Origin of the sequence: Kineococcus arenarius subsp. arenarius, assembly GCF_050871845.1 — a bacterium.
Classification (GTDB): domain Bacteria; phylum Actinomycetota; class Actinomycetes; order Actinomycetales; family Kineococcaceae; genus Kineococcus.
The window spans coordinates 1-18044 of the sequence record NZ_JBJLSE010000081.1 but is presented as its reverse complement, the minus strand read 5'-3'; the positions used below and the strand labels follow the sequence as shown (position 1 = coordinate 18044).

At 76.4% G+C, this 18044-nt stretch carries 16 protein-coding genes and 1 riboswitch; of the genes, 6 read left to right on the top strand and 10 right to left on the bottom strand.

Annotated elements, in window-relative coordinates; translation table 11 throughout:
• Positions 1–230 precede the first annotated feature (230 nt).
• Positions 231–731, top strand: a complete 501-nt coding sequence (locus ACRYM0_RS16200) for a Fur family transcriptional regulator (RefSeq protein ID WP_432506825.1) — start codon at positions 231–233, stop codon at positions 729–731.
• Complete coding sequence (locus ACRYM0_RS16195) at positions 728–2386, top strand: catalase (RefSeq protein ID WP_432506822.1); 1659 nt, start codon at positions 728–730, stop codon at positions 2384–2386. Before ACRYM0_RS16200 ends, ACRYM0_RS16195 begins: the two co-directional genes overlap by 4 nt.
• Positions 2387–2461: 75 nt before the next feature.
• Here ACRYM0_RS16195 and ACRYM0_RS16190 read toward each other — a convergent pair whose 3' ends face one another.
• Positions 2462–2845, bottom strand: coding sequence for a winged helix-turn-helix transcriptional regulator (locus tag ACRYM0_RS16190; protein WP_432506821.1), 384 nt, complete (start codon positions 2843–2845; stop codon positions 2462–2464).
• A gap of 89 nt (positions 2846–2934) precedes the next feature.
• On the opposite strand from ACRYM0_RS16190, the gene ACRYM0_RS16185 reads away from it, so the two are divergent.
• The 4 genes from ACRYM0_RS16185 to ACRYM0_RS16170 all read left to right on the top strand — a co-directional run bounded on the left by ACRYM0_RS16185 (position 2935) and on the right by ACRYM0_RS16170 (position 7654).
• On the top strand, positions 2935–3792 hold the full coding sequence (locus ACRYM0_RS16185) for an SDR family oxidoreductase (protein WP_432506820.1): 858 nt from the start codon (positions 2935–2937) through the stop codon (positions 3790–3792).
• A 101-nt stretch (positions 3793–3893) separates the two neighbouring features.
• Positions 3894–4790 carry an oxygenase MpaB family protein gene (locus tag ACRYM0_RS16180; protein WP_432506818.1) on the top strand — a complete coding sequence of 299 codons (897 nt, stop codon included), beginning with the start codon at positions 3894–3896 and terminating at the stop codon, positions 4788–4790.
• 90 nt (positions 4791–4880) lie between these two features.
• On the top strand, positions 4881–6512 hold the full coding sequence (locus tag ACRYM0_RS16175; RefSeq protein ID WP_432506816.1) for a methyl-accepting chemotaxis protein: 1632 nt from the start codon (positions 4881–4883) through the stop codon (positions 6510–6512).
• Positions 6513–6583: 71 nt separating this feature from the next.
• Positions 6584–7654, top strand: coding sequence for a sugar ABC transporter substrate-binding protein (locus tag ACRYM0_RS16170; RefSeq protein WP_432506814.1), 1071 nt, complete (start codon positions 6584–6586; stop codon positions 7652–7654).
• Between the two features lie 71 nt (positions 7655–7725).
• Here ACRYM0_RS16170 and ACRYM0_RS16165 read toward each other — a convergent pair whose 3' ends face one another.
• The 9 genes from ACRYM0_RS16165 to thiM all read right to left on the bottom strand — a co-directional run bounded on the left by ACRYM0_RS16165 (position 7726) and on the right by thiM (position 17918).
• On the bottom strand, positions 7726–8163 hold the full coding sequence (locus ACRYM0_RS16165; RefSeq protein WP_432506812.1) for an OsmC family protein: 438 nt from the start codon (positions 8161–8163) through the stop codon (positions 7726–7728).
• Positions 8164–8241: 78 nt separating this feature from the next.
• A complete protein-coding gene (locus ACRYM0_RS16160) occupies positions 8242–9366 on the bottom strand; it encodes a PP2C family protein-serine/threonine phosphatase (protein ID WP_432506824.1) in 1125 nt (374 codons plus the stop codon).
• Between the two features lie 99 nt (positions 9367–9465).
• Positions 9466–11103, bottom strand: coding sequence for a DEAD/DEAH box helicase (locus tag ACRYM0_RS16155; protein ID WP_432506810.1), 1638 nt, complete (start codon positions 11101–11103; stop codon positions 9466–9468).
• Positions 11104–11322: 219 nt separating this feature from the next.
• Positions 11323–13422, bottom strand: a complete 2100-nt coding sequence (gene pta, locus ACRYM0_RS16150) for a phosphate acetyltransferase (protein ID WP_432506808.1) — start codon at positions 13420–13422, stop codon at positions 11323–11325.
• 39 nt (positions 13423–13461) lie between these two features.
• The gene (locus tag ACRYM0_RS16145) at positions 13462–14703 is read right to left on the bottom strand and encodes an acetate/propionate family kinase (RefSeq protein WP_432506806.1); all 1242 of its coding nucleotides are present in this window, start codon (positions 14701–14703) and stop codon (positions 13462–13464) included.
• 215 nt (positions 14704–14918) lie between these two features.
• Positions 14919–15626: a TenA family protein gene (locus ACRYM0_RS16140; protein WP_432506804.1), complete on the bottom strand. Its 708-nt coding sequence runs from the start codon at positions 15624–15626 to the stop codon at positions 14919–14921.
• A complete protein-coding gene (gene thiD, locus ACRYM0_RS16135; RefSeq protein WP_432506802.1) occupies positions 15623–16447 on the bottom strand; it encodes a bifunctional hydroxymethylpyrimidine kinase/phosphomethylpyrimidine kinase in 825 nt (274 codons plus the stop codon). The genes ACRYM0_RS16140 and thiD overlap by 4 nt, the downstream gene beginning before the upstream one ends.
• Positions 16444–17094 (bottom strand): thiamine phosphate synthase, encoded by a 651-nt coding sequence (gene thiE, locus ACRYM0_RS16130; protein WP_432506800.1) that lies wholly within the window; start codon positions 17092–17094, stop codon positions 16444–16446. The genes thiD and thiE overlap by 4 nt, the downstream gene beginning before the upstream one ends.
• Complete coding sequence (gene thiM / locus ACRYM0_RS16125) at positions 17091–17918, bottom strand: hydroxyethylthiazole kinase (RefSeq protein ID WP_432506799.1); 828 nt, start codon at positions 17916–17918, stop codon at positions 17091–17093. The genes thiE and thiM overlap by 4 nt, the downstream gene beginning before the upstream one ends.
• Positions 17911–18004, bottom strand: a riboswitch (TPP riboswitch). (Overlaps the previous gene by 8 nt.)
• Between the last annotated feature and the right edge of the window lie 40 nt (positions 18005–18044).

The window sequence follows — 18044 nt, the reverse complement described above, 5'->3', positions numbered from 1 at the left end:
CCGCCCCCCCCCCCCCCCCCCCCCCCCCCCCCCCCCCCCCCCCCCCCCCCCCCCCCCCCCCCCCCCCCCCCCCCCCCCCCCCCCCCCCCCCCCCCCCCCCCCCCCCCCCCCCCCCCCCCCCGCGGGTGGGGCGGTGGGGGGCGGTGGGCGAGGTAGGTGACCCTTTCTTGACTGGTTCCAGACTGGACTGGTGTCATCGGGGGGTGCCCGACCCCACGACGACCCCGGCGGTGACCGCGGCCGAGGACCGCCTGCGCTCCCGCGGTCTGCGGGCGACCCGCCCGCGCGCCGTCGTGCTCCAGGTGCTCGACGACGCGGCCGCCACCGCCGAGCACCTCGCGGTGACCCAGGTCGTCACCCGCGCCCGCGAGGCGCTGCCGGCGGTGTCCACCCAGGCCGTCTACGACTGCCTGGACGCCCTGACCCGCGCCGGGCTGGCCCGGCGCATCGAGCCGGCCGGGCACCCCGCCCGGTACGAGGCGCGCGTGGGCGACAACCACCACCACCTGGTGTGCCGCGAGTGCGGGCGCACCGTCGACGTGGACTGCACCGTCGGCACCTCCCCCTGCCTGGCGCCCTCCGACACCGCCGGTTTCGCGGTGGACGAGGCCGAGGTGGTGTTCTGGGGGCGCTGCCCCGACTGCACGAGCGCCACCGCGCCCCCCGGACCGGCCACCACCCCGCGATCCACCCCCGACCAGCGATCCACCCCACGAGAGGAAGTGCGATGACCGACGTCGCCAGCCAGCCGTCCGCCCCGGGCGACGACCGCCCGGTCCTGACCAACCGTCAGGGCCACCCGGTCTACGACAACCAGAACCAGCGCACCGTCGGGGCCCGCGGCCCCGCCACGCTGGAGAACTACCAGTTCCTGGAGAAGATCAGCCACTTCGACCGCGAGCGGATCCCCGAGCGCGTCGTGCACGCGCGCGGCACCACCGCGTACGGCTACTTCGAGGCGTACGGCTCCCTGGGCGACGAGCCGATCTCCAAGTACACCCGCGCGAAGCTGTTCCAGGAGAAGGGCAAGCGCACCGACCTGGCCATCCGCTTCTCCACCGTCGCCGGCGGGCGCGACTCCTCCGAGTCCGCGCGAGACCCGCGCGGGTTCGCGGTGAAGATGTACACCGAGGACGGCAACTGGGACCTCGTCGGCAACAACCTCGGCGTCTTCTTCATCCGGGACGCGATCAAGTTCCCCGACTTCATCCACTCGCAGAAGCCGGACCCGGTCACCTTCGAGGCCTCCGTCGCCCAGCGCGCGTTCGACTTCTTCAGCCAGACCCCCGAGGCCATGCACATGGTCACGCTGGTCTTCAGCCCGCGCGGCACCCCGGCGTCCTACCGCTTCATGCAGGGCTTCGGCGTGAACACCTACAAGTGGGTCAACGCGCAGGGCGAGACGGTGCTGGTGAAGTACCACTGGCTGCCGAAGCAGGGCGTGAAGTCGTGGACCGCGGCCGACGCCGCCGCGGTGCAGGCGCAGACCCTGGGCGCGCACACCAAGGACCTCTACGACGCGATCGAGGCCGGCGACTACCCCGAGTGGGAGCTGCACGTGCAGATCATGGAGGACCACGACCACCCGGAGCTCGACTTCGACCCGCTGGACGACACCAAGGTGTGGCCGGAGGAGGTCTTCCCGCTGCGCCCGGTCGGCAAGATGGTCCTGAACCGCAACGTCACCGACAACTTCGCCGAGAACGAGCAGATCTCCTTCGGCACCGGCGTGCTGGTGGACGGCCTGGACTTCTCCGACGACAAGATGCTCGTCGGCCGGACGTTCTCGTACTCCGACACCCAGCGCTACCGCGTCGGCCCGAACTACCTGCAGCTGCCGGTGAACCGCCCCAAGGTCCCCGTGAACACCAACCAGCAGGGCGGGCCGATGTCGTACGGCCGCGACGAGGTGGGTTCCAACCCGCACGTGAACTACGAGCCGTCGATCACGGGGGGCCTGCAGGAGGCCACCTACCCGACGCACGACGAGCAGGGCCCGGTCATCACCGGCCGCCTGACCCGCAAGCGCATCCCCCGCACCAACGACTACAAGCAGGCCGGCGAGCGGTACCTGCTGTCGCAGCAGTGGGAGAAGGACGACCTGGTGAAGAACCTGGTCGACGCGCTGAAGCAGTGCAACCGCGAGATCCAGGAGCGCATGGTCTGGCACTTCCTCATGTGCGAGGACGAGTACGGCCTGCGCGTGGGTGAGGGCCTGGGCATCACCCCGGACGACGTGCGGCACCTGCCGCCGCTGGCCTCGCAGACCCTGAGCGAGGAGGAGCAGGCCCGCCTGGCCAACCTCGGCAAGAACGGGACCCGCGACGTGACGGGCCTGACGATGACGCACTGCGTGCCGAACGAGCACGTGGCCGTGGCCGGCTGAGCAGCCGGACCGCTCGACGCGACGGGCGCCGTCCCCCTCGGGGGGCGGCGCCCGTCGCCGTCCGGCCGGCGGGGGTCAGCGGGGAGCGGTGCGTTCGCGGGCCCGTTGCACCTCGCCGGCGGCGGACTCCAGCAGGTCCGCCAGCGAGCGCAGCCGCTCGGCCACGCCGGCGCCGAGGGGGGTCAGCGAGTACTCCACCCGCGGCGGGATCGCGCTGAGGACCTCGCGGGTCACCATGCCGTCGCGTTCGAGGGCCTGCAGGGTCTGCGACAGCATCTTCTCGCTGACGCCCTCGACCTTGCGCCGCAGCGCGTTGAAGCGGAACCGCCCCTCCCCCAGCGCCAGCAGGACCAGGGACGCCCACCGGCCGGTGACGTCCTCGAAGGCGGCGCGGGAGGTGCAGCCGCGGGCGAAGACGTCCACGACGAGCTCCTGCGGCGGGTCCTCGCGGTGCGTCATGCCCCGATGGTAGGCACCGGCGGGAACAGGGTGCGCTTTCGATCGGTTAGCGCCTGCGCAGGCAACAGCAACCACCGGAGGAGAGCACCATGACCACCCACGCCGTCACCGCCGCCAGCGGCAAGCTCGGCCGCCTCGTCGTCGAGGCCCTCCTGGAGCGCGGGGTCGCCCCCGCGGACGTCGTCGCGGTCGTCCGCACCCCCGCCAAGGTCGCCGACCTCGCCGGGCGCGGGGTGCAGGTGCGCCGGGGCGACTACGCCGAGCCGAGCAGCCTGGCCGAGGCGCTCGCCGGCGTGGACCGCCTGCTGCTCGTCTCCGGCGACACCCCCGGCGAGCGCGTCGCCCAGCACCTGAACGTCGTCGAGGCCGCGAAGGCCGCCGGCGTGCAGCGCATCGCCTACACGAGCATCCTGCGCGCCGACACCACCGGCAACCCCCTGGCCCCCGACCACAGGGCCACCGAGGAGGCGATCGCCGCCTCCGGCCTGGCGCACACGGTGCTGCGCAACGGCTGGTACACCGAGAACTACACCGACCAGCTCGGGCGGTACCTCGCCACCGGCGAGGTCCTCGGCTCGACGGGCGAGGGCCGCGTCTCCGCCGCCACCCGCGCCGACTACGCCGCCGCCGCGGCCGCCGCCCTGCTCGACGAGGGCACCGGCGACGCCGTGCACGAGCTCGGCGGCCCCTCCTTCACCTTCGCCGAGCTCGCCGCGACGATCAGCGAGGTCACCGGCACCGCCGTGGTGCACCGCGACGTCACGACCGCCGAGCACGTCGCCGCGCTGCGCGCCGCCGGCCTCGACGAGGGCACCGCCGGCTTCGTCGCCGCGCTGGACGCCTCCATCGCCCGCGGTGAGCTGGCCACGGACAGCGACGACCTGGCCCGCCTCGTCGGGCGCCCGCTGACGGGTCTGGCCGACGCCGTGCGCGCCGCCAGCGCCTGAAGCACCGGGACCGCGCACCGGGACCGCCCAGGGCCGCTCCGAGCGGTGGGTCGTGCGCGGCACCCCGTGCGCGACCCGCTCGCGGAGGGGAGGGTGGCCGGGTGAGACGACCCGGCCGCCCCCCGCTCCCGCGCCTGCCGCTGAGCGCCCTCTTCCCGCCCCCGCCGGGCCCCGGCACGCCCGGTGACCCGGGCGTCTGCGCCCCGGGGGCGTTCCGCGACGTCACCGCCGAGCGCGCCGTCGTCCTGGGCGGCCCGGCGGCGATCCTGCTGCAGGTCGCCCACCCGCTCGTCGCCGAGGGCGTCGCCGCGCACAGCGACTACACCGCCGGCCCCTCGCACCGGCTGCTGGCCACGCTGCAGGCCGCGCTCACCGTCACCTTCGGCGACACCGCGCAGGCGCGCGCCGCGGCCCGCGCCGTCGGCGCCCAGCACGCCCGGGTGCGCGGCACCACCCGCGAGGCCGTGCCGGGCACCCCGGCCGGGACCCCCTACCGCGCCAACGACCCGGACCTGGCGCTGTGGGTGCACTCCACGCTGGTGTGGACGGCCCGTCGCGTCGCGGAGCGCTACCTCGGGCGGGTGCTGAGCGCGGACGAGCGCGAGCGGCACTGGCGCGGCTCCTGGCCGTTCGCGCGGTTGTTCGCCGTGCCGGAGGCGGTCCTGCCGCCGACCGCCGGCGACTTCGAGCGCTACTGGGACGGCGCCGTCGCCGGGCTCGTCGTCACCGACGCCGCCCGCGGTGTCGCCCGCGACGTCCTCACCCAGCGCACCCGCCCGCCGCTGCCGGGCGTGGCGGCCCTGGCCCGCAGCGTCACCGCCGACCTGCTGCCCCCCTCGGTCGCCGACGCCTACGACCTGGCCCGCACCCCCGGGCGTCGCGCGGCGGCCGGGGCCACCCGCGCGCTGCTGCGCGCCGCGCGCCCCGCGCTGCCGGACCGGGTGGCGAGGTGGCCGCACGCCGTGGTCGCCGAGCGCCGCCTGGCCGCCTCGCGCTGACCCCCTGCCGGGGCCTCAAGAGGCGGCGGCCCCCTGCCGATGGGGGACGGTCACCCCTCCGGCAGGGGTGCGCCCGACCGAGGAGGCCCCTTGACCACGACGCCCCCCACCGCCGCGCCCGCGCGCCGGCGCTTCGCCGACCGCTCGGTCGCCACGAAGATCGGTGCGATCGTCGTGCTGTCCTGCACGGTCTCCACCTCTCTGCTGGCCGTGGGCCTGAGCGGGCTGTCCGACGTCAGCGCCCGCACCGGCGACGTGTACGAGCAGGACCTGCTGCCCACCGCCGACCTGGCCGAGCTGCGCGCCGGCGCCTTGCAGTCCCAGCGGGACCTGGCGAACCTGGCCCTGGCCGCCGACGACGTCGCCCGCGCCGACCTCGCCGCGCGCGTGCAGGCCGACGACGAGCGCGTCGACGAGCTGGTCGGCTCCTACGGGGCGTCCCTGACCACGCAGGCGCAGCGCGCGAAGCTGCAGGAGTTCACCACCTGGTGGGACTCCTACCGCGGCACCCGCGACGGGTTCCTCATGCCGCTGGCCACCTCCGGCGAGGACGGCGACCGGGCCGAGTTCCAGCAGCTGTACCTGGGCAACGTGGCGATCCTGGCCTCCAACGCCGAGCAGGCGCTGCTGGAGCTGGACGAGCTGAGCGAGCAGCACGCCCGGGCGTCGGTCGACGCCGCCGCCGGCACCTACTCCACCGCCCGCACCACGATGGTCGCCGTGCTGGCCGCCGGGCTGCTGGTCACCGCCCTGCTGGCGCGCTGGACGACGAACCTCGTCGTGCGCCCGCTGCGGCAGGTCGTCGACGTCCTGGGCCGCGTCGCCGAGGGCGACCTGACCGCCACCGCGGACGTCGAGCGCCGCGACGAGGTGGGGCGGATGGCGCAGGCCCTGCGCACCGCCACCGAGAGCATGCGCCGCACCGTCGCCGGCCTGGACGCCGACGCCGGCACCCTGGCGCGCGCCGCCGGGGAGCTGCAGGCCACCACCTCGGCGATCTCGGGCAGCGTCGGCGACGTCTCCGACCGCGCCGGGACGGTGGCCCGCTCGGCGCACGACGTCAGCGGTCACATCGCCGGCGCCGCCGCCGGCGCGGAGGAGATGGGCGTGTCCATCACCGAGATCTCCTCCAACGCCTCGCGCGCCGCGGACGTCGCCGGCCGCGCCGTGGGCATCGCCACCGAGACGGGCGAGACGATGGCCGCGCTGGGGCGCTCCTCCGCCGAGATCGGCGACGTCGTCAAGACGATCACCTCGATCGCGGAGCAGACGAACCTGCTGGCGCTGAACGCCACCATCGAGGCGGCCCGCGCCGGCGACGCCGGCAAGGGTTTCGCGGTGGTCGCCGGGGAGGTCAAGGAGCTGTCCGGGCAGACCGCCCGCGCCACCGAGGACATCGCCACGCGCATCCAGGCGATCCAGGGCGACGTGGACCGGGCGGTGACGGCGATCTCCAGCATCTCCTCCGTCATCACCGAGATCAGCGACTACCAGGGCACCATCGCCGCGGCGGTGGAGGAGCAGGCGGCCACGACGCAGGAGATGAGCCGCCTGGTCGGGGACGCCGCGAACGGCGCCAACGAGATCGCCGGCACCATCGGCACGGTCGCGAGCGCCGCCCAGGTCAGCGGCGAGGGCGCGGCGGAGTCCGACCGCGCGGTGCGCGAGCTGGCCGGGATGGCCGACCGCATGCGCGCCACCGTCGCCACCTTCCGGTACTGACGGCCGCGACCGTGCCCGCCCCGACCGCCCGCCACCCGAAGCACCCCGCCCCCACCTCCGGGAGGACCCCCGTGAACCGCACCCGCCGGACCGCCGCCGCGGTCCTCGCCGCCCTCGGCGCCCTGTCCCTGGCCGGCTGCGGCGGCGACGCCACGACGGCGGCCGCGGGCGAGCAGCGCCACGTGGCGTTCCTGGCGCCGGCCACGTCGATGCGCGCGCTGGCGTACGACTACCCGAACTTCGCCGTGCAGCTGCAGGAGCGCTGCGGTGACTGCGTGGTCGACCTGTACACCGCCGCCGACCAGGCCGAGCAGAACCGGCAGGGCGAGCAGGCCCTGGCCGACGGCGCGCAGGCCCTCGTGGTCGTCGCGGCCGACGGTTCCGAGGCCGGTTCGCTGCTGACGAGCGCGGACGCCGCGGACGTCCCGGTGGTGGCGTACGACCGGCTGGTGAAGGACGCCCCCCTGGACTACTACGTCTCCTTCGACGGCGGTGCGGTCGGTGAGCTCGGCGGGCAGGCGATCCTCGACGCGGTCGGCGACCGCGCCGGCGAGGGCGTCGTGGTGATGCTGCAGGGCGACCCGGGCGACAACAACGCCGGGTTGTTCGCCGCCGGGGCGCACTCGGTGCTGGACGGGGAGGTGACGATCGCCGCCGAGCGCTCGGTGGCCGGCTGGAGCGCGGACCAGGCCGAGGTGGAGATGGCGGCGGCGCTGCGGGAACTGGGCGGGCGCCCCCTGCTGGGGGTGTACACCGCCTACGACGGTCTGGCCGCCGGGGCTCTGGAGGCGCTGACCGCCGCCGGCTACAGCGGGGTCCCGATCACCGGTCAGGACGCCGAGGTCGGTGCGCTGCAGCGCATCCTGGCCGGGACGCAGACCATGACGGTGTTCAAGGACCTGCCCGCGCAGGCCCGTGCGACCGCGGACCTGGTGGCCGACGTCCTGGCCGGCGAGGAGCCGGCCACCACGACCACGACGGACAACGGCGCCGGTGCGGTGCCCACGGTGCTGCTGCAGCCGGAAGCCGTGGGGCGCGCGGAGGTCCGCTCGAAGGTCCTGGACTCCGGTTACACGACGGCCGAGGCGCTGTGCGCGGGCGCGGCCAGCGCGCTGTGCCAGGAGGCCGGGATCACCGGCTGACGCGCACCGGCCGGCGGGGCGGGGACGCACCCGCCGGCGGCACGCGCGGCGCCGGTCGGCCCGCCGGCGGGTCAGTCCATCGACGCGTCGAGGGTGATCTCCACGCCGGTCAGCGCCTTGGAGACCGGGCAGGTCTCCTTGGCGGCCTGCGCGGTGCGCGCGAAGGTCTCGGCGTCGATGCCGCTGACCTCGCCGGTGACGGTCAGCGCGATGCCGGTGAGGCGGAAGCCGCCGGCCGGGTCCGGCCCGAGGGAGACGTCGGCGCGCACCTCGACGTTCTCGGGGGTGCCGCCGGCCTCGCCGAGCAGCGCGGAGAACTGCATGGCGAAGCAGGAGGAGTGGGCGGCGGCGATGAGCTCCTCGGGGCTCGTGGTGCCCCCGGCGTCGTCGGCGGCGCGCTTGGGGAAGGACACGTCGTAGGTGCCGACCTTCGAGCTGGTCAGCTCGACCTGGCCGGACCCCTCCTCCAGGGTGCCGGTCCAGGCGGTGCGGGCGGTGCGGGTGGGCACGGGGCCTCCTCGGGGAGCTGTTCGGGATCGCATCGGCCGGGTGCCGCGCTGGCGCGCCGCGCCCGGGGACCCCCATCCTCACCCCCGCGCCGCGGCGGCACCACCCACCCCCGGCCGGGGGGCCGGGGAGCCGGCGGGCGCGCGCTCGAGCAGCAGCACGGCCAGGTCGTCGTCCAGGCGCCCGCCGACGTGCCGGCGCACGGCGGCCAGGAGCCGCTCCAGCGCCTCGTCCAGGCCGGGGCCCGCCTGCGCCAGGGAGGAGGCCTCGGCCTCCAGGTCGAAGAAGCGACCGGACGCGTCGCGCGCCTCCACGAGCCCGTCGGTGAACAGCAGCAGCCGCTGGCCGCCGCGCAGGACGGTGCTCTCCACGCGCGGGTCGACCCCCAGCCCCAGCGGCGGGCCGGGGTGGTGGCCCACGGCGACCGGGTCGCGCCCGGGGGTCAGCAGCAGCGGTGCGGGGTGCCCGCACAGCACGACGTCCAGGCGCCCGCCGGGGTGCACCGCGCACAGCACCGCCGTGACGAAGTCCTCCGGCCCCAGCCGCGGCTGGACCGCGGCCTCCACCCGGCGGGCCACCTCGTCCAGGCCGGTGCCGGGCAGCGGTGCGGTGTGCCGGAAGGCGGACAGGACGGCGGCGGCGGTGTGCACGGCGGGCAGGCCCTTGCCGCGCACGTCCCCGACGATCGCGCGCACCCCGTCGGCGGTGCTGACCACGTCGAACAGGTCGCCGCCCACCAGCGCGTCGGCGCTGGCGGAGACGTAGCGGGAGGCCAGGGCGAGGTCGCCCACGCGCGCCGGCACGGGGTGCTGGATGGCCGTCTGGGCCACGGCCGCCACCTGCGCGACCGAGCGGATGCGCTCCTCGCGGCGCACGCGCACGTGGGCGCCGACGACGGCGAAGACGGCCAGCGCGGCGCTGCCGGCCACCCGCACCTCACCGGTGCCGGTGCCCAGGTCGCCGCTGAGCCAGCCGCTCAGGGCGGCGACGGCCAGCACCGAGGCGAGGGCGGTCACGGCCGTGCCGCGCCGGCCCACCACCAGGGAGGCGGCCAGCGGCCCCAGCGCCAGCCAGGGGACGACGACCAGGCGCTCACCGCCGGTCAGGACCTGCCCCGCGCACAGCAGCAGGACCCACCCGAGCGCGGCGAAGACGGCCGCGGCGCTGCGACCGTCCGAGATGACCACGCTGCGCAACCGCTTCATCACCCTGTGATTCTGCCAGGGCGATGCAGCCCCGCAGGACGCCGCAGGGCCCCGCCCCCCTCGAGGGGGACGGGGCCCTGCGGACCTCGGCGCGGGACGTCAGTCGCGCGCGGCGCTCTCCCGGCGCGGGCCGCCGAAGCCGCCCTCGCGGCGCGGGCCGCCACCGCCCTCGCGGCGCGGGCCCCCGCGGAAACCGCCTTCGCGGCGCGGGCCGCCGCGGAAACCGCCGCGGCGCGGGCCGCGGCTCTCCCGCTCGGGACGGGTGCGCGGCTTGACGACGACGGGCTCGCCGGACTCGGCCACCGCGCGCACGGTGTCGTCGCCGGCGCTGACGCGCTCCACCTCGTTGGCGGTCACGCCCGCGTCCCGGTGCAGCCAGCCGTAGCGGCGGACCTGGTCGGGCAGCGCGATCGCCAGGACCGTGCCCTTGGCGCCGGCGCGCGCGGTGCGCCCGGAGCGGTGCAGGTAGTCCTTGTGGTCGTTCGGCGGGTCGACGTGCACGACCAGGTCGACGTCGTCGACGTGGATGCCGCGCGCGGCGACGTCGGTGGCCACCAGGACCCGGGTCTCGCCCGCGGAGAACGCGTCGATCGCCTTGGAGCGCTGCGCCTGGCGCAGGTCGCCGTGGATCGCCTCCGCCGGGGCACCGGCCTCGCGCAGCTGGTCGGCCAGGCGCTGGGCACCCAGCTTCGTGCGCACGAAGAAGATGCTGCGCGCCGGGCGCTGGCTGATCTCGGTGAGGACGGCCAGCTTGTCGTGCGGGCGCAGCGCGAACACGCGGTGCTCCATGTTGCCCACGGAGTCCGGCTCGGCCGGCGCGGCGTGGAACACCGGGTCGGTGAGGAAGTCGTTCACGAGGGCCTCGACGCCGCGGTCGAGGGTGGCGGAGAAGAACATGCGCTGCCCGCCGGGCTTGGTGCCCTCCAGGATCGAGCGCACGCTCGGCAGGAAGCCGAGGTCGGCCATGTGGTCGGCCTCGTCCAGGACGGCGACGTCGACCTCGCCCAGCGAGACGGCGTCGCGCTCGATGAGGTCGACCAGGCGGCCCGGGGTGGCGATGAGGACGTCGATGCCGCGCGAGAGCGCCGCCATCTGCCGGCTGTAGGGCACGCCGCCCACGACGACGGCCATGCGCAGGTCCAGCGCGTCGCCCAGGGGGCGCAGCGCGTCGGCGACCTGCATGGCCAGCTCGCGGGTGGGCACGAGCACCAGCCCGCGGGGGGCGCCGGTGATGCGGTGGCGCGGGCCGTTGGCCAGGCGCGCCAGCATCGGCAGGCCGAAGCCCAGCGTCTTGCCCGAGCCGGTGCGGGCGCGGCCCAGGATGTCCCGGCCGGCGATGCCGTCGGGCAGGGTGCGCGCCTGGATGGCGAACGGCTTGGACATGCCGCGCCGCTCCAGGGCGGCGACGAGCTCGGCCGGCAGGCCCAGCTCGGCGAAGGTGAGGTCGGCGACCTCGATCTGCTCGGCGGCGGTCAGGGCCTGCTCGGTCGCCGAGGGGGCGAAGGAGCGGGCGCTGCGCGGCGGGCCGGTGCGGCGGCCGCGGTAGGCGCTGCTGGGGCCGCCGTAAGCGCCGCGGGAGCCGCCCGAACCACCGGAGCGGGGACCGCGGTCCTCGGAGCGGTAGTTGCGCGATTCGCCGCGGAAGCCGTCGCGGTCGGAGCGACGGGGGCGGTCGCCCCAGGTGTCGCCGGAGGAGTCGTTGCGGGGAGAGCGGTACGAACGGTCGAACTCAGGCATGCTGGAGGGAACTCCACGTGGTTCGGCGGCCGCTAAGGCGGTCCGCCCCCAGGCGCGGGCGCGCACGGTGCTGCGCGCAGAAGCTGAGGGATGAGACTCAAGCGACCTCACGGGCGACTCGCCCGCTGAGTGGACGGCATCAACACCGTCACACCCAGCCTAACAGGCCGGTGACCAGCACCATTCCCCGCCGCCGCTCCCCGCGGTCCGCCGCGCCCCTCACCCCCGCGACGCCTGGATGGCCGTCAGCGCGATCGTGTAGACGATGTCGTCGACCAGCGCCCCGCGCGAGAGGTCGTTCACCGGCTTGGCCAGGCCCTGCAGCATCGGCCCCACCGAGATGACGCCCGCGTTGCGCTGCACCGCCTTGTACGTGGTGTTGCCGGTGTTGAGGTCGGGGAAGACGAACACCGTGGCGCGCCCGGCGACCGGCGAGCCCGGGGCCTTCGCCCGCGCCACCGAGGCCACCGCGGCGGCGTCGTACTGCAGCGGCCCGTCGATGACGAGGTCCGGCTCGCGCTCCCTCGCGATGCGGGTGGCCTCCGCGACCTTGTCCACCGCCGAACCCGAACCCGACGACCCCGTGGAGAAGCTGATCATCGCCACCCGCGGCTCGATGCCGAAGGCGCGCGCCGACGCGGCCGACTGCAGGGCGATGTCCGCCAGCTCCTCCGCGTTCGGGTCGGGGTTGACCGCGCAGTCGCCGTAGATGACGACGTCGTCGGGCAGGCACATGAAGAACACGCTGGAGACCAGCTTCGCGCCCGGCTTGGTGCGGATCACCTGCAGCGCGGGGCGGACGGTGGCGGCGGTGGTGTGCACCGCACCGGCCACCAGCCCGTCGACGTCGCCGGCGGCGAGCATCGTGGTGCCCAGCCAGATCGGGTCGGCCAGCGAGTCGCGCGCGACGTCCGGCTGCATCCCCTTGTGCTTGCGGGCCTCCACGAGCACGTCCACGTAGCGCTCCACCAGGTCCGCGGGGTCCAGGACCTCCACGCCCTCGGGCAGGGTCAGGCCCAGGCCCGCCGCCACGGAGGCGACCTCGTCGGGGGAGGCCAGCAGCACGGGCCGGGCGATGCCCCGCTGCGCGCAGATCGCGGCCGCCTGCACGGTGCGCGGCTCGGTGCCCTCCGGCAGCACGATGCGCTGGCGCCGCTCGGCGGCCAGGGTGGTCAGCCGGCGCCGGAACGCGGCGGGCGACAGGCGCGGGGCGTGCGCCGACGTCGGCAGCCCGGCCAGCCACGCCGGGTCGAGCGCGTCGGCGACGGCGACGGTCACGGCGTGGGCGCGCTCGGCGTCGTCGGCCGGCACGTCGGGGTCCAGCCGGTTCACGGCGGTGGCGGTGGCGTAGGTGCTGCGGTCGGTGCGCAGGATCGGCAGGCCGGTGGCGGCCGCGGCGTGGGTGAGGTCGGCGACCCGCTCGTCCATGCCGACGCCGGCGGTCAGCAGCAGCCCCGCCAGCCGGGTGCCGTTCAGCGCGGCCAGGCAGGTGGCCATGACGACGTCGTGGCGGTCGCCGGGCACGAGGATCAGGCGGCCCTCGCGCAGCAGCGGCAGCATCCCGGGCACGGCCTGCGCGGCGACCACGACCTCCTTCACGCGCCGCTGCTGGTCGCCGTGGGTCACGACGTCGACGTCCAGGGCGCGCACGAGGTCGCGCACCCGCCCCCACGTCAGCTCCGTGCGGTACGGCACGGCCGCCACCAGCGGGATGCCGTGGTGGTCCAGCGCCCCGCGCAGCGCCGCCACGCGGGAGACGGCGACCTCGGGGTCCTCCGGCACGGGCCAGCGCGAGACGACGCCGCCGACGACCCGCAGCGCCTCCCCCGCCCGGTACGTGCCGGCGGTGACGGCCATGTCCTCGGCGATGCGCTCGGGCGCGCCCGGGTCGGTGCCGTCGGGGCCGGCGGAGCCGACGAGCAGCACGTCGGCGTCCAGGGCGGTGGCCAGCGCGGTGTTCACGCGCCCGGAGAAGACCTGGTCGGCCGAGGGCGCCAGGCCCTCGACGACGACGACGTCGTGGGCGGCCAGCACGCCCTCCGCGGCGGCCACGACCTCCTCCATGAGGTCGTCGACCTCCCCGCGGCTGAGGCGCTCCACCACCCGGGCGGCGGGGATGGGGTCGGCGACGGTGAGGTTCGTCGTCAGCCGCGCCAGGGCCACGGAGCGGTCCGGGCCGCCGTCGCGGGCGGGCTGGGCCAGGGGCTTGTGGAACCCGACCCGCACGCCGCGGGCGTCCAGCGCCCGCAGCAGGCCCAGGCAGGTGGAGGTCAGGCCAGCGCCGTGGCCGGTGGGGACGACGAGCAGGGTGCGGGGCACCGCGGGCTCCTCTCGGGTCGGTGGTGGCCGGGGGGGTCCTCAGCGGTGCTGGACGAGCGCGGCGGTGTCGCGGGCGATGAGCAGTTCCTCGTCGGTGGGCACGACCATCGCCAGCGGGCCGCGCTCCCCGTCGGGGCGCTCGCGGGTGATGCGCCCGGTGGGGGTGCTGGAGCGGCCGTGCTCGGCGTTGGCGGCGGGGTCCTCCACGAGCCCGAGGTGGTTCAGCCGCGCCAGCAGGGCGGAGCGGATGCTCGCGCCGTTCTCCCCGATGCCGCCGGTGAGCACCAGGGCGTCCAGGCCGCCGAGGGCGACGGTGAGGGCCGCGAGGTGCTTGGCGGCGCGGTAGGTGAACACCTCCAGGGCCAGGCGGGCGCCGGGGTGGCCCTGGGCGGCCTTCTCCCCCAGGGTGCGCACGTCGTTGGACAGCCCCGACAGCGCCAGCAGCCCGGACTCCTTGTTCAGCTGGTTCACGATCTCGGCGGTGCTCGCCCCGGTGCGGTCGGCGACCAGTTCCAGCACGGCCGGGTCGAGGTCCCCGGAGCGGGTGCCCATGACCAGGCCCTCCAGGGGGGTCAGGCCCATCGTGGTGTCCACCGAGCGCCCGCCGAGGACGGCGGTGGCGCTGCACCCGTTGCCCAGGTGGGCGACGACGAGCTTGAGGGTGCGCGGGTCGGCGCCGGTCTCGCGCTGCAGCACCTCGGCGGCGCGGGCGCTGACGAAGCGGTGGCTGGTGCCGTGCATGCCGTAGCGGCGCACGCCGAACTCCTCGTACCAGCGCGCGGGGACGGCGTAGCGGTAGGCGTGCTCGGGCATCGTCTGGTGGAACGCGGTGTCGAAGACGGCGACGTGGTCCAGCTCGGGCAGCACCGCCCGGGCGGCCTCGATGCCGGCGACGTTGGCGGGGTTGTGCAGGGGGGCCAGCGCCGACAGGTCGGAGATGTCGGCCAGGACGTGGTCGTCGATGCGCACCGAGGAGCGGAAGCGCTTGCCGCCCTGCACGACGCGGTGCCCCACGCCCAGCAGCGGCGGCAGGTCCATGTCCAGCAGGCGCTGCAGGACGTGCGCCAGCGCGCCGCGGTGGGTGGTGGCGGCGGGGGTGATGGTGCGGGTGCCCTCGGCGGTCTTGAAGTGCACGACGGCGTCGGGGGTCCCCAGGCGCTCCCCCAGGCAGGACAGCGCCCGCTCCCCCGTGACGGGGTCGACCAGCGCCAGCTTCACCGAGGAGCTGCCGCAGTTGACGACGACGACGGACCCGTTGCCGCTGGACTCCCCGGTGGACACCGCGCGCTCCCCTCACCGCGCCGGCGACCCCGGTGGTCGCCGGCCCGGTCCGAGCCTCGCACGGACGGCCGCCCCGCACCCCCCGGCGCGAGCCGCCGTGATCACTCTCACCCCACCCCCACCGGGCGGAAACCATCGTTCCCGCCCCTCGCGGGGGCGTCTCGAGGGCGGAAACGATGGTTTCCGCCCGGGCGGGGGGGAGGGGGCGTCAGGTGTCAGGTGCCCAGCGGCAGCGGCCAGCCCTCGCGGTGCAGGGCGGTCTCCCAGAACAGGAACTCGTAGCGGGTGGCGGTGGCGAACGCCTCGTGCAGGGGCCCGGCGTCGGGCAGCGGTGCCGCCGCCTCGTCCACCAGGCGGCGCGCGGTGGCCACCGAGGCGTGGAACCCCTCGGCGTCGTAGGCGGCGATCCAGCGCGCGTACGGGTGCTCGGCGCCGGCGCCGAGCACGGCCGCCGCGGAACCCGCCAGGCGGCGCGCCACGTCGGCGTACACCCAGAAGCACGGCAGCACCGCCGCCGCGGCGACCGGGTACGGAGCGGTCGCCGCCGTCGCCACCAGGTAGGAGACGTACCCGAGCGTGGTGGGCGAGGCGCGCACCGGGCCGCTCGCCGGCGGCAGCGCCCCGGACCCCAGCAGGTCGCCGTGCAGGGCGGTCTCGACGACCGCGGCGCCGTGCGCGGACGACGCCCAGAACGCGGCGCTCGCCACGTCGGGGGCGCGGGAGGCGAGCAGCGACAGCGCCCGCCCGTACCCGGCGAGGTAGACCTCGTCCTGCTCCAGGTAGTGCCGGAACACGGCGGGGTCGAGGGTGCCCTCGCCCAGCTCCCGCAGGAACCGGCAGTCGTCGACGGCGGCGCGCAGGTGCGCGGTGCGCGCCCACGCCTCGTCGGTGAAGCGGCCGGTGGAGCTGCCGGCGGGGTTCACGAGCCCTCCCGGTGCCGGGCGAAGGAGTGGTCCAGCGGGCCGTTGCCCGAACCGACGCCCAACGCGTCCGCGCCGGCGAGCGCACCCTGCAGGTAGTCGCGCGCCTCCTCCACGACGGGCAGCCAGCTCGCCGGGGCCCCCGCACCGCGCGCGGCGACCGCGGCGATCGCGGCGGACAGCGTGCACCCGGTGCCGTGGGTGTTGGCGGTGGCCAGCCGCGGTCGGCGCACCAGGTGCGTCGCGCCGGGTTCGGCGAGGACGTCGACGCTCTCCCCCCCGCCGAGGTGGCCGCCCTTGAGCAGCACGGCGGTGCCGCTGCGGCGCAGCAGCTCCTCGGCCTGCCCCACCGCCTCGTCCACCCCGCGGGCGGGCGCACCCCCCAGCAGCACGGCGGCCTCGGGCACGTTCGGGGTGACCAGGTCCGCCACCGGGACGAGCTCGTCGCGCACGGCGGCGACGGCGGAGACGTCCAGCAGCCGGTCGCCGCTGGTGGCGACCATGACGGGGTCCACCACGACGGGGCCGGGCCGGCGCTCGCGCAGCACGCCCGCCACGGCGCGGGTGACGGCGGCGTCGGCGAGCATCCCCGTCTTGGTGGCGTGGACGGCGACGTCGTCGAGCAGGACCTCCAGCTGGCGGCGCACGAAGTCCGCGGGCACGACGTGCACGCCGGAGACCCCCCGGGTGCTCTGCGCCGTCAGGGCGGTCAGGACGGCGGTGCCGTACGCACCCAGGGCGGCGAACGTCTTCAGGTCCGCCTGGACGCCCGCTCCCCCGCTGGGGTCGCTGCCGGCGACCGTGAGGGCGACGCGCGCGCTCACCGGTCCACCCGGCCGTCCCAGCGCGCCCGCAGCTCCGCGGCGGCGGCGCGCGGGTCCGGTGCCGCGCACACCGCCGAGACCACGCAGAACCCGGCGACGCCCGTGCCGCGCAGCTCGTGCAGGTTCGCCGCGGAGATCCCGCCGATCGCCACGCACGGGGTCCTGTCGGCGGCGGCGACGACGGCGCGCACCCCGTCCGGCCCCAGCGGGGCGGCCGCGTCGGGCTTGGTGGCGGTGGCGTGCACGGGGCCGACGCCGAGGTGGTCGACGACGCCGGCGGGCACGGCCCGCACCTGCTCGACGGTGGACACCGACAGGCCGACGAGCAGGTCGGGCCCGACGAGGCGGCGCACGTCCTCGGCGGGCAGGTCCGACTGGCCCAGGTGCACGCCGTCCGCACCGGCGATCAGCGCGACGTCCACGGCGTCGTTCACGAGCACCGGGACCCCGGTGCCGCGCAGCGCTTCCCGCACGGCGCGCACCAGGGCGAGCAGTTCCCGGTCGCTGGAACCCTTGCCGCGCACCTGCACCGCACCGGCTCCCCCGGCCACCGCCTCGCGGACGACGGCCGGGACCCCGCGGGCCCCGCACGCCGCGGTGTCGGTGACGAGGTACGGGGTGGGGGCGAAACCCCGGCGCGCGTTCACGACAGCCGCCCGGAACCGGTCAGGTCCGCGCGCAGGGCGGCGGCGTCCACGGCGTCCAGCTCGTCGATCCAGGCGATCGCGAAACCCCCCGGCCCGCTGCTGCGCGCCGCGGCCCGCTCGGCGGCCAGGGCGACGTGGGCGTGTGCGGTGACCGCCGCCAGCAGCGGGTCGTCGGTGACGGCTGCGCACGCGGCGACGAGGGCGCCCAGCGAGCACCCGGCGCCGGTGGTGCGGGTCAGCAGCGGCGAACCCCCGTGGACCCGCACCATGCGCTCGCCGTGCACGAGGACGTCCACCTCCCCGGAGACGGCCACCACCCCGCCGGTGCGCTCGGAGAGCCGGCGCGCGGCGGCCAGGGCCCCCTCGGCCGGCGAGGTGGAGTCCACCCCGCGCCCGCCGGCGCCGGAACCCTCCAGGCCCATCACCTCGGAGGCGTTGCCCCGCACGGCGTCGGGCGCGTGCTGCAGCAGTTCGCGGGCGGTGCGGGTGCGGAACTCCAGTCCGCCGACGGCGACGGGGTCGAGGACCCACGGGGTTCCGGCGGCGCGGGCGGACGCGGCGGCGAGCGCCATGGCGCGGGCGCGCTCGTCGTCGAGGGTGCCGACGTTCACGAGCACGGCGGAGGCCACCCGCGCGAACTCGGCGGCCTCGCGGGGGTTGTCGACCATCGCCGGTGCGGCACCCGCGGCGAGCAGCGCGTTGGCGGTGATGGTCGTCACCACGGAGTTCGTCAGGCACTGCACGAGCGGGTGCTCGCGGGCCAGGGCGTCGCGGACGTCCGCGACCTGCTGCGCGCTCGGGCACGCGGGGTTTGCGGCTTCCACGCCGTGACATCCCTTCGTCAGCACTACCTGCGTCAGGTTCGACGGGTGTGATCTCAGCCCCTCGCGGGGCACCCCGTGTCACGGGCGAACCTAGCACCGCCGCCGCCCCCCGCCCGCCCCACCCCA

What these genes read in the sequence shown, in the direction of transcription:
- ACRYM0_RS16160 (WP_432506824.1), bottom strand. Translation starts at nt 9,366, where the DNA reads ATGAAGCGGTTGCGCAGCGTGGTCATCTCGGACGGTCGCAGCGCCGCG.
- ACRYM0_RS16155 (WP_432506810.1), bottom strand. Translation starts at nt 11,103, where the DNA reads ATGCCTGAGTTCGACCGTTCGTACCGCTCTCCCCGCAACGACTCCTCC.
- ACRYM0_RS16195 (WP_432506822.1), top strand. Translation starts at nt 728, where the DNA reads ATGACCGACGTCGCCAGCCAGCCGTCCGCCCCGGGCGACGACCGCCCG.
- ACRYM0_RS16190 (WP_432506821.1), bottom strand. Translation starts at nt 2,845, where the DNA reads ATGACGCACCGCGAGGACCCGCCGCAGGAGCTCGTCGTGGACGTCTTC.
- ACRYM0_RS16185 (WP_432506820.1), top strand. Translation starts at nt 2,935, where the DNA reads ATGACCACCCACGCCGTCACCGCCGCCAGCGGCAAGCTCGGCCGCCTC.